At 59.7% G+C, this 15512-nt stretch carries 13 protein-coding genes; 7 read left to right on the top strand and 6 right to left on the bottom strand.

All coding sequences use genetic code 11. From position 1 onward, the window contains the following. Positions 1 to 19 precede the first annotated feature (19 nt). The gene (gene panB, locus KF841_11855) at positions 20 to 868 is read right to left on the bottom strand and encodes a 3-methyl-2-oxobutanoate hydroxymethyltransferase (protein MBX3396051.1); all 849 of its coding nucleotides are present in this window, start codon (positions 866 to 868) and stop codon (positions 20 to 22) included. 109 nt (positions 869 to 977) lie between these two features. Continuing rightward, entirely contained in the window at positions 978 to 1538 is a 561-nt protein-coding gene (locus KF841_11850) for a hypothetical protein (GenBank protein ID MBX3396050.1), read from the bottom strand. A gap of 235 nt (positions 1539 to 1773) precedes the next feature. Here KF841_11850 and KF841_11845 point away from each other — a divergent pair, with 235 nt between their 5' ends. Next, positions 1774 to 3405, top strand: coding sequence for a transglutaminase domain-containing protein (locus KF841_11845; protein MBX3396049.1), 1632 nt, complete (start codon positions 1774 to 1776; stop codon positions 3403 to 3405). Between the two features lie 24 nt (positions 3406 to 3429). Here the strand turns inward: KF841_11845 and KF841_11840 are convergent, their stop codons facing one another. After that, a complete protein-coding gene (locus KF841_11840) occupies positions 3430 to 5256 on the bottom strand; it encodes an SLC13 family permease (protein ID MBX3396048.1) in 1827 nt (608 codons plus the stop codon). 747 nt (positions 5257 to 6003) lie between these two features. On the opposite strand from KF841_11840, the gene KF841_11835 reads away from it, so the two are divergent. From KF841_11835 to rplL, 4 genes are all read left to right on the top strand, one after another. Beyond that, on the top strand, positions 6004 to 8199 hold the full coding sequence (locus KF841_11835) for a glutamine synthetase III (GenBank protein MBX3396047.1): 2196 nt from the start codon (positions 6004 to 6006) through the stop codon (positions 8197 to 8199). Between the two features lie 706 nt (positions 8200 to 8905). Beyond that, positions 8906 to 9595, top strand: coding sequence for a 50S ribosomal protein L1 (gene rplA / locus KF841_11830; protein ID MBX3396046.1), 690 nt, complete (start codon positions 8906 to 8908; stop codon positions 9593 to 9595). A gap of 15 nt (positions 9596 to 9610) precedes the next feature. After that, the gene (gene rplJ / locus KF841_11825; protein MBX3396045.1) at positions 9611 to 10144 is read left to right on the top strand and encodes a 50S ribosomal protein L10; all 534 of its coding nucleotides are present in this window, start codon (positions 9611 to 9613) and stop codon (positions 10142 to 10144) included. A 294-nt stretch (positions 10145 to 10438) separates the two neighbouring features. Next, on the top strand, positions 10439 to 10861 hold the full coding sequence (gene rplL / locus KF841_11820; GenBank protein ID MBX3396044.1) for a 50S ribosomal protein L7/L12: 423 nt from the start codon (positions 10439 to 10441) through the stop codon (positions 10859 to 10861). 215 nt (positions 10862 to 11076) lie between these two features. Here the strand turns inward: rplL and KF841_11815 are convergent, their stop codons facing one another. The 3 genes from KF841_11815 to smpB form a co-directional block, all read right to left on the bottom strand. Beyond that, a complete protein-coding gene (locus KF841_11815) occupies positions 11077 to 12468 on the bottom strand; it encodes a flagellin (GenBank protein MBX3396043.1) in 1392 nt (463 codons plus the stop codon). A gap of 383 nt (positions 12469 to 12851) precedes the next feature. Next, complete coding sequence (locus KF841_11810; GenBank protein MBX3396042.1) at positions 12852 to 13520, bottom strand: hypothetical protein; 669 nt, start codon at positions 13518 to 13520, stop codon at positions 12852 to 12854. Positions 13521 to 13579: 59 nt separating this feature from the next. After that, positions 13580 to 14056, bottom strand: a complete 477-nt coding sequence (gene smpB / locus KF841_11805) for an SsrA-binding protein SmpB (GenBank protein ID MBX3396041.1) — start codon at positions 14054 to 14056, stop codon at positions 13580 to 13582. A gap of 95 nt (positions 14057 to 14151) precedes the next feature. Here smpB and KF841_11800 point away from each other — a divergent pair, with 95 nt between their 5' ends. Further along, positions 14152 to 14790 carry a sigma-70 family RNA polymerase sigma factor gene (locus KF841_11800; protein ID MBX3396040.1) on the top strand — a complete coding sequence of 213 codons (639 nt, stop codon included), beginning with the start codon at positions 14152 to 14154 and terminating at the stop codon, positions 14788 to 14790. 36 nt (positions 14791 to 14826) lie between these two features. Beyond that, positions 14827 to 15510 (top strand): zf-HC2 domain-containing protein, encoded by a 684-nt coding sequence (locus KF841_11795; protein ID MBX3396039.1) that lies wholly within the window; start codon positions 14827 to 14829, stop codon positions 15508 to 15510. Positions 15511 to 15512: the final 2 nt, after the last annotated feature.

The following is a 15512-nucleotide window of genomic DNA, read 5'->3' as shown; positions in this document are numbered from 1 at the left end:
GTCGCGCTCATCGGAGCGCTCATGTGGCGGGCCGGATTTTTTCGGCGTCGCCCGCTTCCATCTGATAGCAGTGATCGCCGGTCGGGTAATCGCCGGAAAGGATATCCTTCACGTAGCCCTGCACCGCGTTTCGGAGATATTCTCGGGCCTCGCCATATTTTCGGACAAACCGGGGAAGCGGCGTATTCGTCAGCCCCACCATGTCGTGAAACACAACGACATGCCCATCGCAATAGGGACCGGCCCCGCAGCCAATCACCGGCAGTCGGGTGGACTCGGCAATGATTCGCGCCGGCTCCGGAGGCACCGCCTCGAGAAGCAACGCGCAAGCGCCCGCATCCTCCAGAACCCGCGCATCGTCGATCAGCCGTTGTGCCGATTGTGCATCGCGACCCTGCGCTCTATATCCGCCGAACTGATGCACTGCCTGCGGCCGTAAGCCGAGATGCACCATCACAGGAATCGTTGCCGCTGACATCAGCCGCACCGTATCGGCAATGCGGGCATCGCCCTCAACCTTGACGCAATCGCAGCCGGCTTCCGCCATGAATCGCCCGGCGTTACGAATCGATTCCTCCGCGTTTACATTGAACGAAAGGTACGGCATGTCACCGATGAGCAGCGCATTCGGCGCGCCGCGCCGAACGGCCGCCGCGATCGTGATCATAAAATCGAGCTTGATCGGAAGCGTGGAGTCATAGCCGAGCACGACCTGGGCAGCCGAGTCCCCCACCAGAATGCAATCGACGCCTTCCTGATCCAGAATCTGCGCCGTGGGATAATCGTACGCAGTCAGCATCGTGATCTTGCGACCCTGCCGTTTGCGCGCCTGAAGCGTCGAAAGCGTGATTTTCTCGCGAGCTGCCATATGAATTAGCGTAGTTACCCGGCGGATCAAATTCAATGAAATCGGATGCGCCTGCGGCGCTTCACGGATCCGAGAAGCGAATCGGGATTGAAAACAAGGGCGCCGATGGCTATTCGACCGAATCCTGCACCCACGCGGCGCCGGCCTCGTTCAGAATGCGATTGAGAATCCGCTCTTCCAACGGCCCATCACGCCCCACATGGACCCAATGCTCAGATACCGGACTGTCTGCGACATTGGCCTCCGTTGTCGGCAGCACCCCCGAAAAACCATGCAAAACCGACGACGCAGTCGTGATCTGTGCCGAAGGACGGCTCAGGCGAAACACATCAACCTGCACCTGCATTGACCACGAGTCACCCTTCACAAAACGCACCGTGACAACCCGCTGAATGGAATGAATCGAAGCCTCAAGCAGCGCATAGCCTGTCGCGACATCCTGCCGCCAGGGTTCGTACCACTGCATCGAGGTTGTTGGGGAAGTCGTGATGACGCCGATCGCCCGATCCTGCCGGTCCGGCCGAAAATCCATCTTCTGAAGCACGGCGAGTGACGTTTGCCAGAGCTGTTCGAGGTCCTCATCGTCGGCTAGACGCGAGGCCGTCGGCCCCTCGGGCTGGGCAGGTTGCTGACAACCGGCAACAAGCATGGTGAGCTGGACTGCGACCATGCCGCAAAGTACCCGCGTTCCGGAAATAACTCGATCGCGGGGGCAACCGAGAAGGCAGGCAAATCCGCAGCGATTAGAATCCCGCATGATGGGCGAGATGATACCCGCACCGGGCGACCGGTCAAACGGGCGTGATGATCGATTGCAGCCATCGTTAATTTCCGCTGAGATCATCGGCCGACGCATCTCGGTACGCGGTGCCGAACTCGCGCACCCTTTCGAGGAATGTAACGACATGACCCTGATCCCCAATCGCTCAAAGCTATCCACGCCGCTCAGATGGACATTCGCCTGCCGCCTTTTCCTGATCGCCGCTTCACTATGCCCGGCCGGCGTGTTCGCCGAGACCAGCGGTCCCGAATCAAAAACCGCACCGGACCGGGAAGAGCGATGGTACGTCGTGATGATGCAGGATCCGCGAACCGAGCAGTATCAGCAGTGCGGCTACATGCACACATCGATTCGGCGCGAGGACGACGAGGTCCGCACCCAGATGAAAATGAAAATCGGCATTCGCCGTGGCGACGTCTCAATCGAGATCGTGCAGGATCAGAACTACCGCGAAACACCCGACGGCAAGCCGCTTTCATTCCAGTTCGTCTCATCCCTGGGCAAAGACCCCGAAACGCTCAAGGGTGAGATTAAAGACGGCCGCATTCACCTCATTGCCGAACAGTATGGACAGGTCAAGGAACGCCTCGCGTACGACTTTGATCCGGATATCAGGTTCCCGTGGGGACAGTCGCTCCTGCAGAAATCCAAGGGTCTCAAACCCGACACGAGCTATGTAATCAAGTCCTACGAGCCGGCCTACCGCAAGGATGGGCCGCTCGAAGTGCAATGCAGGGTCATCGGCCGATCGCGCCAGGATGTCCTCGGAGAGAAGCGCGATCTGACGCAAGTCGCCTCGGTCATGAACCTTGGTGGACTCGCGGTTGCAGGCGCACCCGCCGGCGCCGTGCCCGCGAACATGGCCGTCGAATCCGATACCTGGGTCGATGACGACTTCACGCCCGTGCTCATGACCATGAATGTCGGCTTCATGAAGATGAAAATGCACGAAACGACCCGCGAAGATGCGATGAAGCGCGGAGCGCCGCCGGAGATGTTCTTCGAAACCTTCGTGCCCACGCAGCGCGAGGTGGGTCGCGGCGCGAAAAAGGTCGTGCTTCGATTTAGGCTCAAGGATGGCGCGCCCGGCCCCCTGCCCGAACCGCCTGCCACACCGATGCAGTCATGCAAGCGAATCAACGATCGCGAGATGGAGATCACCATCCGCCGCAACGATTGGGACGCCGCGCGGAAAGCCGCGAAACCGGATTCAATCGATGAATTGCTTCGGCCGTTCCTCGCTCCATCGCATGTCTGCGACGCGGCGGACTCGCGAATACGCCGCCTCGCGAAACGCGCGTCGCGCGGTGCGTCGACGCCCGCCGAGATCGCGGCCGCGCTTCGCGAGAAAGTAACGGAATACATCACCAACAAGAACATGGATGTCGGCTTTGCCACCGCCTCCGACGTCGCCCGCAACCGCAGTGGAGACTGTACCGAACATGCCGTGCTGCTCGCGGCCATGTGCCGGGCTGCCGGCCTTCCGGCACGCGGAGTCAGCGGAATCATCGAAGTGCCCAGCGGTTACATTCACGACAAAAAGGGAAGTGCATTCGGCTATCACATGTGGACGCAGGTCTACATCGGCGGTAAGTGGATCGACATCGACGCCGCCATGCGACAGACGGACTGTGAGCCCAACCGCGTGGCCCTGACGATCATGCCTCTTGGCGATGAAGGCCTTGCGAACGCGGTAGCCTCGCTGATGCCGGTCCTGGGAAGAATAGAGATCGAAGTCATGTCCGTTGAAAAGTGAGCCATACCGCGCCCGCCGCCGGAATCAGAATCCCCAGCACATCGGGATCAGCAGCACCGCGAGGCCGAACCAGATCACGTTGAGCGGTATGCCGGTGCGCAGGAAATCGCTGAACCGATATCCGCCGGGCCCGAACACCATCATGTGCGTCTGATAGCCGATCGGTGACGCGAATGCAGCCGACGCTGCAATCGTCACCGCCATCACGAACGGCCGTGCATCCACGCCCAGCTTGTTGGCCGTCGCGACGGCAATGGGAAACATCAATGCCGCCGCCGCATTGTTCGTGACGATCTCCGTCATGACGCTCACAAGCAAATAAAGCGCCGCCAGTGCGCCGATCGCGCCCCATTCGCTCGCCACAGGCATGAATACTCCGGCGACCATTTCGGCGAGCCCTGTCTTCTCGATCGCACGGGAAATACCAAACGAAGCGGCAATCACCAGGAGCACCTGGAACTCCACGTTACGCCGCGCACTCGCTGAAGTGACGCATCGTGTCGCGATCATGACAGCAGCCGCGAGAAACGCCATCAAAACCCGGAGCGGCTCGATTCGCTCCCGGACCGCTGAAGGCAGACCAAGTGCAACGCAAATGTCCGGCAAAGCCATCATTAGGATCATTGCCAGCAAGATGCCCGTCGCCAGTCGCGACTTTTCGTGTCGAACCGGCTCGGCGTCGCCGATCTCGCTCACGAGAAAGAAATCGGGATTGTTTCGATGCACTCGCACGAAACCGGCCGATGCCTGAAGCAGCAGCGTATCACCGGATCGCAGTACGATGTCGCCGATTTTTCCTTCAAGCCGCTCACCGTTTCGATGCACACCGATCACCGCCGCGTCATAAATTGTACGGAAGTTTGAATCGCGAACACTTCGACTGACGAGCGGACTGCTCGTGCTCACCACAGCCTCGCAGTATCGCCGGCCGGATCGTGCCGAATCTCGAACGTCCTCACGGTCGTCATGAGCGGCCGGGCTCAGCCCCTTGATCTTCTGCAAGTCAACGATCGTACTGACCACGCCTGCAAAGACCAGCCGATCCCCGCTGCTCAGCAATTCGTCGGGACCAACAGGCGCGATAATCTGCCGACCACGCTGAATCTCGAACAGGAACAGGCCCGGAAGCTGTCGCAAACCGGCGACCTGCACCGTCATGCCAACGAAGGGGCACTCCGCCTGCACGACCATTTCAATCAGATACTCGCGACGGACCGCGTCGATTCGCTCCGAAATTTCGCCACGAACAGGCAACAACCGCGGCACCACGAAGACCAGGAACATGACGCTGACCAGCGCGATCGGCAGACCAACCGCCCCGATCTCGAAAAAAGTCATGCCCCGCATGCCGCTATCCAGCATCAGCCCCTGTATGACAAGATTCGTGCTCGTCCCAATCAGAGTACAGCATCCGCCGACGATACTGGCATAGCTGATCGGTATCAGCAGCTTCGACGGCGCGATCCCGTGCCGGCGACACCAGTCCAGCACCACCGGAATCGCCATCGCCACGACAGTCGTGTTATTCAGAAACGCCGATACCAGCGAAAGGCTTACGGTCAGGCGGACCAGCGCCTTCCGCTCGTTGCCGTCCGTCCCCAGCAAATGATGCGCGATGACATCCAATGCCCCGGTTTCGCGCAAACCGGTTGCAACGACAAACAGCGCCGCCACGGTCAGCATGCCGGGGTTCGAGAAGCCGGACAGCGCCTCCCGGGGTGTCACGACGCCGCAAAGACCCAGCAGCGTGACGCCGCTTAGAAATACAACGTCGGCAAGGTGTGCATACCGGATCAGCCCGTAGATCATTGCCACGAGAAGCGCAAGCGTGATCCAGCCGTCGATGCCCATGTTCAGTAAGCCCTGCCAGGCAAGCCACGCTCACGCCCACAGCGATGCCGATCGGGACGAAAGCCGCTCGAAGGTTCGATCGCCGCCCACACCATCGATAATATCGACCTGCCGCGCAGATCGATGAAATCTGTCGTCGCCGTTCCCGACGACGACGGGCCAATAACCCGAAGTCTGCAAACCCAGGTTCGGCGCATGGGACTTTACCCCGCTCGACTTCGCAGCCGATCAAGTTATAATCGTACGGAAGTATTTCGCGAAGATTCAACACGACGCATTGGTAGTCGAATGATCGCACGATACCAGCAACAGGTGCAACAACAGGCCGAGTGACCCTCGGCCCCCTTCGAGTTGCGCCGGTATTCGGTGCGTCGCCCATCACGAATCGATCGCAAGTCACCACCAGGCAAAACCAGTCTCATCGATCGTTCGTAGCAGGCATCCACTGAACTCAACGCTCAACCCGAAGGCTCCAGCGCGCGGCATCCGAGTCGCGTTCAGGACATTCTGGCTCAATCGGATGCGTTTGGGCTTCGCGCAGAGATGCCAAAGCCGGGCGATTCGGATGACGCCGATGCCTGCTGGCATGCGATCGGAAGTGCGAGTTTAATGACGCCCGGATGATGCAATTCATCCGGCGTCCGACACAAATTGCTGCCCACGCTCTCACTTCGCCGCCGGGTGTGGCCGGCCGAGGCGTGCTGGCAGCGCATAGGTTGGACACTTATCAATGGGAGACGAGTTTCAATGAGATCCGAGACCGCACGAGATCGTGCCGTGTCCGCCGCCATCAGTTGGCGCGAACACCGAGTCAAATCCACGACAGCTCACGAACGCGTTGATGCCTACTTCGGCTGCGATGTCTTCAGCCAGCGCGCGATGCAGCAGCGTCTCCCAAAGGCGGCCTATCGAAAGCTGGAAAAGACGATCAAACTCGGCGAACCGCTCGATCACGAGGTCGCCGACATCGTCGCCGCCACCATGAAGGACTGGGCCATCGAACGCGGCGCCACCCACTTCACGCACTGGTTTCAGCCGCTGACCGGACTCACCGCCGAAAAGCACGATTCTCTCTTTCAGCCTGATGGCGAGGGCAGCGTGATCTACGCCCTCTCCGGCACCGATCTCTGCCAGGGCGAACCGGACGCTTCCAGCTTCCCATCGGGCGGCCTGCGCGCAACCTTCGAAGCCCGCGGCTACACCGCATGGGATGCGTCCAGTCCCGCCTTCCTGATGCGAAGTGACAACTGCGTGACACTCTGCATCCCGACCGTGTTCGTCTCATGGACCGGCGAGTCGCTCGATCAGAAGACGCCGCTGCTCCGTTCGATGGAGGCACTCTCCAGACAAGCCTTGCGCGTACTTCGATTCTTCAGCAAGGCCGAAGGCGTCAACCGCGTCTACACCACCGTCGGCCCCGAGCAGGAATATTTCCTCGTCGACGAGCATCTGTACTATTCCCGCCCCGACCTCGTCCTGTGCGATCGCACCCTCTTCGGCTCCAGGCCGCCCAAGGGACAGCAGCTCGAAGATCACTACTTCGGCTCGATCCCTCCGCGCGTGCTTGCCTTCATGGCCGAGGCCGAGCGAGAACTCTATCGGCTCGGTATTCCAGTAAAGACCCGACACAACGAGGTGGCGCCGGGACAATTCGAAATCGCTCCGGTCTTCGAGACCTCCAACATCGCGTGCGACCACCAGATGCTCATGATGGAAACGCTCAAACGAGTCGCGCCGAGATTCGGACTGGTCTGCATCCTCCACGAAAAACCCTTCGCCGGAATCAACGGCTCGGGGAAGCACAACAACTGGTCCATGATGACCGACAACGGCCACAACCTGCTCGACCCGCAGGAGGAAACGCACACGAACATGCAGTTCCTGGTCTTCCTGTGCGCCGTGATTCGGGCCGTCGACCGCCATGCCGATCTGTTGCGCGCATCGATCGCGTCGGCCGCCAACGACCATCGCCTCGGCGCCAACGAAGCGCCACCGGCGATCATCTCGATCTTCCTCGGTGACATGCTCACCGACATCACCGAACAGCTTGAGAAGGGAAAGCCCAGCCGCACACTCAAGGGCGGCATGCTTGATCTCGGCGCAACGACCCTGCCTCAGATTCCGCGCCACTCGGGAGACCGAAATCGGACGTCACCGTTCGCATTCACCGGCAACAAGTTCGAATTCCGAGCGGTCGGAGCATCCGCGACTTCGGCATGGCCCAATACCGTTCTCAATACCATCGTCGCCGAATCGCTTGAACACATGGCGTCCCGGCTCGAAGAAGCCGCCGGCAAAAATCCCAACGAGGCCCGGATCGAGGCGTCCGTCAAGTCCGTGCTGAAGGATGTCGTTCGCGAACACCGGAGAATCGTCTTCAACGGCGACAACTATTCCACCGAATGGCACGCCGAGGCGGCAAAACGAGGCCTACCAAACCTCGCCAACACCGTTGAGGCCCTGCCGATCCTTCGAGACAAGACCAAGATCGATCTCTTCAAACGATACAAAGTGCTGAACCCGACCGAACTCGAAAGCCGCTATAACATCTTTGTACACCGATACAATGAGCAGATTCTCATCGAATCCGAACAGATGGTTCTCATGGCGCAGACGATGATTCTGCCCGCCGCACTGCAGCATCAGGCACTGCTCGCGCAGACGGTCGCCGCAACCCTCTCGGCAGGCGTGGACTGCTTCGAGCAGAAAGCACAACTCGAGGACTTCGTGAAGCTCGTGGATGAATTCAGCGACGCGGCCGACGAATTGGCGACCGCCGACGATCACCGCGACGACGACTCCTACGAGCACGCGAAACACCTGAAGGAGGTCGTGATCCCGCACATGCAGAAACTGCGGGCGCTCGGTGACAAGCTCGAGTCACGGGTCGCGTCGGATATCTGGCCGTTGCCGACCTACCGCGATCTGCTTTTTGTGAAATAGCGAAATGCGATCTCGCGGCGCAAGTACGCACGACCGCACAGTCGTCCGCGTACTTGCGTCGCGATCGCTTGCCCCCTTGGCCGCAGCAGGACGAGACACGTCGAGCCTGACGATTCCGAATAAGCACCCGCCCCGCTTCACCGCATCCCACGAACCCAAGTCGACTTAACACGCTGCAATCAATAAGCTTATACCGCCAATGCGGCATGACTCGCCATTCAGAATCAAGCCGTTGCCTGCCACGGGCCGACAGGCCCGCGCTCTCCCGACTCCCCGCCGACCCGACACGGCCCCCGACCCGACCCGGTCGCCCACCCCCAAGCGGCCCATCCCTTGCAGCGAACCATAAGACCTGTTACATTACTCGGCTCGATTCGGCCCGCCCCCGGTACTTCCAGGCGCAGGACTGAACTGAAAATCAGGATCGTGCTCGACCACGAGCCGTAAATCGTGGCAGACCATGAGCGTCGCTAAGAAAGGAGTCAGCATGGCCGCTGACCAGAATGCCGGACCTCCGTCCGAGCATGCCGCAGATCCATCCACAAAGACCAAGGCGTTTGATCCCGGAAAAGGCAAGGGCAAGGCCGCCAAGTCCGACCGCGCCGCTGAGCACGCAGCCGCTGCTGAGGGTTCGGCAAAGGCTCCGCGGGGCAAAGCCCCCGACTCGACCGACTCAACCGGAAAGCGCAAGCAGCGCGGCCGGCCGATGCGAGGCGAGAGCAAGCGTCACCGGGCGAATGCTGCCAGGATCGACGCGAAGAAGGCGTATCCGATTGATGACGGCATCAAGCTGCTCAAGGCCGTGACAAGTGGAACGAAATTCGATCAGACGATCAACATCGTGCTTTTCCTCGGAATCGATCCGAAGCATGCCGAGCAGATGATTCGCGGTTCGGTGTCGCTGCCGCGCGGCATCGGCAAGACAAAGCGAGTGATCGCCTTCATCGACGGACCGGAAGCGGACGATGCCCGCGCCGCCGGTGCAGTTGAAGTCGGACTCGATGATCTGATCAAGAAAGTAAGCGACGGCTGGACGGATTTCGACGTGGCCATCGCGCACACACGAACAATGGGCAAAGTCGGCCGGCTCGGTCGAGTCCTCGGACCGTCCGGCAAGATGCCCAGTCCGAAGAACGGCACGGTGACCGCGGACGTCGCGACGGCCGTGAAGGATTTCGCCGCGGGCAAGATCGAATTCCGAAATGACACCGGCGGAAATGTTCACGCGATTGTCGGCAAGGCAAGCTTCTCGGAGCACGACCTGAAGGAGAACATCAACTCCTTCATCGAGCACATCCGAAGACTGAAGCCGGCCTCCAGCAAGGGGCAGTACATCAAGAAAGTATGCGTAAGCGGGACGATGTCGCCGGGCATTATGCTCGAAGTGGCCCAGTAATAAGCGGGGTGTCAAATGAGTCGCACTGTCAAATCCCTGATCGAACAGGACATTCGCGATCGATACAGCAAGATCGATAGCGCCTTGGTCGTCAATGTGCTGCCGCTGACTGGTGTCGAAGCGAACGTGCTTCGCGGCGAATTGCACAAAAAAGGCATCGAGGTCCACGTAATCAAGAACGCCGCGGCGAGGCGCGCCCTGGCCGACACGCCCCTCGCGCCCCTGACGCAGACGCTCAAGGGCCCTTGCGCTTTCGTCACCGGACCTGCTCCAGTCGAAGCCGCCAAGGAAATCATGCGGCTGGTCAAGGATTATCCGAAACTCGAGTTGAAGTCGGCAATGGCCGACGGCGACCCCTACATCATGACCATCGAAGAGCTCTCCAATCGCCGCAGCAAGGCGGAGATTCAGGGCGAGGTGGTCATGGTCTTCCTCTCACCCGCAAGGCGGATCGCTGGCCAGATCAAGGTCGGTTCGAAAATCGCCGGCTGCGTCAAGGCCGTCGCCGACAAGCTGGAGAAAGGTGAGACCATCACGAAGGTGGCATAAGCAAGGGAGCATCGCGGAAACGGCATCGCGGAGAACATGCGATGGCTTCTCGGAATCCCGATTCCCTTCGTCACGAAAAAGTCATTCTCGGCCGTCCCCCTTGGCAGACTCGCGAATGTCGCGGGCCGGGGTTAAACGAAGTCACCGGGACTTCGGCAGCCGGGATCGGTTCGGATGAGCTTGGCTCATCCAGCGGCCGGGCGTCAGCCTTAAGCCGCGTCGCGAGCGATGGACTCGCGCGGACGATCGCGAATAAGAATCGCCTCGCCCGGAAACATCAGGAGTATCAAGAAAATGGCAACAGCACCTGCAAAGGAATTCAGCGCGGCCGTCAAAGAGATCGGCGACAAGATTGTGTCGCTGAGCGTCAAGGACGCCCAGTCGCTGGCGGACTACCTCAAGGACACCTACGGCATTGAACCGGCCGGTGGCGGCGCGGTCATGATGGCCGCCATGCCGGGCGCCGGCGGCGGCGCGGCAGCCGAAGCCGAAGACGCTCCAAGCATCTTCGACGTCATCCTCACTGATGGCGGCGCCAGCAAGATCAACGTCATCAAGGTCGTCCGGGCGGCGACGGGTCTCGGACTCAAGGAAGCCAAGGACCTCGTGGACGCCGTACCCAAGCCGGTCAAGACCGACCTCAGCAAGGAAGACGCCGACAAGCTCAAGAAGGAACTCGAAGAGGCCGGTGCCAAGGTCGATCTCAAGGGCAAGTAATTACCCTGCCCGGCGACGTCGACGAGCGGACCTCGCGTCACCTTGTCGATCGCGTCCATGCACTACAACCACCAGAAGCCGTCGCGACGCACCGATCGCGACGGCTTTCTTATTTTCACGATCGCCACTCCGTAAAAAAGAGCGGGCGGAACCGAGTGTGCCCCTCGATTCCGCCCTTGCTCCATTCCCCACCAGACCGAGGCCGCTGCCGCGCGTTAGCGAAGCAGCGACAGTATCTGAGCAGACTGCTGGCCGGCAACGCCCAGTAGCGAAATCGCCGACTGAAGCAGAACGTTTTGACGACTCAATTCAGAAGTCTCCAGTGCGTAGTCCACGTCGCGAATCAGACCGCGAGCCGAGGTCAACGCCTCCTTCGTCGCGTTCAAGGAGTTCACGGAGGACTCGACCTGGTACTTCTGGAATCCACCGATTCGGCCACGCTGCGTCGAAACCTGCGAAATCGCCGACTTCGCGATGAGGACGGCGTTGTTCGCATCGTTATTGAGCGCATTCGCGCCGCCGCTCTTGAGCGTATTGAGATACCCTACGACGCCGTCACCAAGCTGGTGCGCGAAAAGTCCGTTGATGCCGACCGTCGATTGGGTATTCGAGGCGGTTCCGAGCTGGAACGTGAGCCCGCCGTCGCTGATCGAGAGGTTTCCGGCGCTGCCGGCCGCATTCCCCGTCGATGTCAGCGTGAAAGAACCACTCGTGCCGTTCGAACTGAAGTTGACCCGAACGCCGTCCACGAACGCCCGCTGACCGTTGACCTCAACGACGGCATCGGTGCCCTCAGTGTGTGAAACAGTGAGGAAGTCCGCGTCGCCGCTGATGTAGCTGGCGGAGACAAACGCGTTCTTGCCATACTCGGTGCTCTGGATTGAGAGCACGTTGCTGTTTGTGGCGGCCGACACGCCGGTCTCCGACTTGGTCGCGATGATTTTGTCGCGAACGTTGTCGAGCGTGTCAGAATCGGAGATCGTGATGGTCGCCGTTCCGAGCGCGCCGGTGATCGTGAACTGGCCCGCGCTGACGCTCGAAGTGCTGGCGAGCGTTGCCGAAGCAACCGTTCCCGCGGTAACCACTTCCACCGCAAAGGATTGACTGGAGTTCGAGCTGGGGCGCGAGAACACGCGCAGGTCCGTCAGCTTGGACGGATCGCTGGCTGTCGTGCGAATGCTCTGTGTTCCGTCGAGCAGGCGCTTGCCATTGAAGCTTGTCGTCTGGACGATTCGGTTGATGGCATCGATCGCGTTATCGATCTGAGCCTGATTTGCGGCAATCTCCGCATTGCTTAGGCCGCCGCCGCTGGTGCTCTTCGCCGCAAGCGATTCAATCTCGCCCAGGAGTTTGCTCACTTCGCCAAGTGCCGAATCCGCCGTATTCAGAACGGAATTGGCACGCTGGCTGTTGCCGAGAGCGGCTTCAACGCCGGTCAGTTCGGCCGACAGGCTTTGAATCGCGATCAGCCCGGCGGGATCGTCTGACCCGCGGTTTACGCGAAAGCCTGTCGAGAGCCGAGTCAGCGAATTCGACTGCTCGGCCGTCGTGGAGTTGAGGATGTTCAGAATCGACAGTGTGTTGACGTTTGTGACTGTAAGGCCCATGGCACTCTTTCCCTTCTTTCTGGTAGAGAACGGGTTGACCGATACCCTTCTTTTCAGTACTGCGAACAGCACTCGGTCGCGTATCAGTGCAGCCAATGCGTTCTTCGCCCAGCCACGGGATGAAATTAAGATATAACAGGAATCTGTCCAAAAAAGTCGACGGCAGATTCAACTCTGCGGCAATCTTCGTATCTGACGTGACTTGCAATCGGCACTGCGAGTGGCATGAGGTCCGCTTTTTCGGGATCGCCAGCATTGCCGCGGCCGTTTCGCGCGCAGCGGCGCCAAACTCGGACCCAGACGTACCGATTCAGGCTGATAAACAAACAAACTTGAACGGATGAACGCCCCGCCGGCGACAGGCGGTCGCAGGAATTGGTCTATTAATCCTCTTCCGGTTCGATCTTGATTGGCTGGTTTGCCATGAACTTCGGCGCGTCATCATTCGCGGGCCGCGAGGAACTTTCCGTATCGCTCGCGGGCTTCGTCGTCGCGGACTCATGCGCCTCTATCTTCGCCACGATCTCGCGAGACACCGGCCCCAGCCGCCATTCCCCTTCTTCCTTGCGAATGAGCAGTCGAACCAGGTTGTTCGATTTCTGCGATTTCATGGCGTTTGGCTCCAGATCGTACTCCGCGACCAGCACATAGGCCGGCCCCGGTTCATTCGGTATCGCCGGCAGCTTCTTGATCGCTTTGATCCGCGCCTCCTTCATGATGTTGAACATGCTCTCGAAACGACTTGGGGCGAGCGTTTCGCTTGACTGCTGTGAAATCATCAGGCGAATGTCAGGATACTTTGCCTGCGCGCATAATCGAAAGAAACGGTCAATAAACCGATTGAGCGAAAGATCCGTGGTTCGAAGCTCCTCCGGAAATACGAATCGCGGCTGCTTCTCCGCATTCACGATGACGCCGGAATCGAACAGTTCATCCGGGTCATACAGGGGTTCTTCGTTGAAGATGACGTAGATCGTCGAACTGACCAGACCGACCGCCAGCAGCACCAGAAAGAATACAATGGACCGTCTTAAGCTGAAGAATTGTGCCATACAGAGTCGTCGAGTCGGCGCAGCCGTGGCCCGGGAAAGCCGCCGCCATTCCGATGAGATTATCGCCGTTTCATCACGCGAGCGATATCGCGCAGATCCTGCCGCTTCCGCTGAACCTGACGTTTGTCATGAATCTGCCGACCACGAGCCAGCGCCAGCTCCACCTTGGCCAGTCCGTTGGCATTGAAATACACTCTAAGTGGTATCAAAGTCTGCCCTTTGATCGTGACTTTGGAGAGCAGTCGCTTTATCTCCCCCTTATGAAGCAATAACCTTTTTATTCGCTTGGGGTTATGATTGAAAACACCGCCCTCTTTGTAGGGCTGAATCTGAAAATTGATCAACGAGACCTGGCGGCCGTCGATTCGAGCGTAGGCCTCGGTCAGGCTTGCGTCGCCGTTTCGTAAACTCTTGACTTCAGTGCCTTTAAGCGCGATTCCGGCCTCAATCTTCTCAAGTATTTCGAATTCCGCCGTCGCCTTTCGGTTGACGATCCGGGGAGTTTCTGTCGATTTTCTGGCTTTCTGTTTCGCCATGACAAAATCTTATCGCCCCCCTATCAGGTGGGCAATTCGCTCAACAATACGCAACGACCGATGAATCTGTCATGTATAATAGACACGGAGAGACGATGAACGAACGCGCGACGAGCGAGGGCATCACTCCGCTCCGCGAACGGCGGCTGATTGAACAGTGCCAGCGGGGGTGCGCAGAGTCTGCGCACGAGCTTATCGCGGCCCACCAGAATCGGCTGTATGCGTTTGTCTGGCGCATGGTCCGCCGGGACCACGACGCGGAAGAAATCTGCCAGGACGCTTTTTTGCGGGCCTTCCAATCCCTTGATGGATTCAACTTTTCCTATCGATTCAGCACCTGGCTGTTCACGATTGCATATCGGCTCTGCCTTAATCTCATGCGACGCCGAAAGGACTACTCCGGCGAGACGGATTTTTCGTTGGCGGACTCCGACGGCCGCAACCCCGAGTCGGATAACATCTTCGACGGCATTGCGAACAGCGACGAAGCCCGGCGATTGCGAGAAATAATCTGGAATTCCGTCGACGAACTGACACCGCATCAGCGCGCCGCTGTATTACTGTTTTACAGGGAGTCGCTGAGTTGTCAGGAAATCGGCGACATCCTCGAAATGCCCGCCGCAACGGTGAAGAGCCATCTGCACCGTGCGCGGAGCAGGCTGAAAGAGAAACTGGAAGGGCAACTGGCCACCGACTGGAACGGCGTTCGCTTCGGCGAAGCCGAGTCGGCCTGAGGCACGGCCGGTGCGCTCGAGGGAGTGTGTTTCGTGGTGATGACGTGTCGTCATGTGGGGCAGCTTCGTGATCGGCATTTGGACGGCGATTTGTCGCCGAGCCTGGCAGCCGAAGTACACGCGCATTTGCTTCAGTGCCCCGCTTGCCAGCGCCAATTCGAACTGCATCGCTGTGTCGGCGAAGTGATCACCCGGGATCGATCCGAACCGAAGCTCCCGGTCAATTTCACTTCGCGTGTCACCGCGGCGTTGTCCCAACTGCCTCGATCTTCGCAAACGCCGATCCGGCTTCATACGCGGCGAGCGTTGCGAGAGCGATTCTGGCGGTTGACGGTGAGTGCCGCGGTTCCGGCAGCCGCCGCGATGCTTTTCCTTACCCTCCTGATCTGGCCGACGAATGAGCGATCGATTCCCGGTGGATTGGTTGCCGGCGTCAGCGTCCGGGCGACAGAGGCCGTGGGCGTGAACGATGTTGCCGATCCCGCCCTCAGTGCGGTGAATGAGACTGTCCGCGCGGCAAGCAGTATCTCCCGCATTCAGGAGATCATTGTTGAACAGGCCCGGCAGACGGGTGGCGAATCGAAGCACTCCGCCGGCGCGGCAAAGCCGGAGATTACGCTGCTGAACGCCCTGCTTTTCCCGTTCAACGAGGCGATCGAGCCGGCCACGCCGCATGACGCCGACGCCGCGCCGAAAGACGATGGCGTGGTTCGCTTCTAGCT

Source organism: Phycisphaerae bacterium (assembly GCA_019636475.1).
GTDB lineage: Bacteria > Planctomycetota > Phycisphaerae > UBA1845 > UTPLA1 > JADJRI01.
Note: the sequence above shows the minus strand (reverse complement) of the source record. Positions and strands in the feature narration are given on the sequence as shown.

Bases quoted from the DNA above. Each gene is read 5' to 3' on its own strand.
- KF841_11800 (MBX3396040.1), top strand. From the start codon at position 14,152: ATGAACGAACGCGCGACGAGCGAGGGCATCACTCCGCTCCGCGAACGG.
- panB (MBX3396051.1), bottom strand. From the start codon at position 868: ATGGCAGCTCGCGAGAAAATCACGCTTTCGACGCTTCAGGCGCGCAAA.
- KF841_11850 (MBX3396050.1), bottom strand. From the start codon at position 1,538: ATGGTCGCAGTCCAGCTCACCATGCTTGTTGCCGGTTGTCAGCAACCT.
- KF841_11835 (MBX3396047.1), top strand. From the start codon at position 6,004: ATGAGATCCGAGACCGCACGAGATCGTGCCGTGTCCGCCGCCATCAGT.
- smpB (MBX3396041.1), bottom strand. From the start codon at position 14,056: ATGGCGAAACAGAAAGCCAGAAAATCGACAGAAACTCCCCGGATCGTC.
- KF841_11810 (MBX3396042.1), bottom strand. From the start codon at position 13,520: ATGGCACAATTCTTCAGCTTAAGACGGTCCATTGTATTCTTTCTGGTG.
- rplL (MBX3396044.1), top strand. From the start codon at position 10,439: ATGGCAACAGCACCTGCAAAGGAATTCAGCGCGGCCGTCAAAGAGATC.
- KF841_11840 (MBX3396048.1), bottom strand. From the start codon at position 5,256: ATGGGCATCGACGGCTGGATCACGCTTGCGCTTCTCGTGGCAATGATC.
- rplJ (MBX3396045.1), top strand. From the start codon at position 9,611: ATGAGTCGCACTGTCAAATCCCTGATCGAACAGGACATTCGCGATCGA.
- rplA (MBX3396046.1), top strand. From the start codon at position 8,906: ATGCGAGGCGAGAGCAAGCGTCACCGGGCGAATGCTGCCAGGATCGAC.
- KF841_11845 (MBX3396049.1), top strand. From the start codon at position 1,774: ATGACCCTGATCCCCAATCGCTCAAAGCTATCCACGCCGCTCAGATGG.
- KF841_11815 (MBX3396043.1), bottom strand. From the start codon at position 12,468: ATGGGCCTTACAGTCACAAACGTCAACACACTGTCGATTCTGAACATC.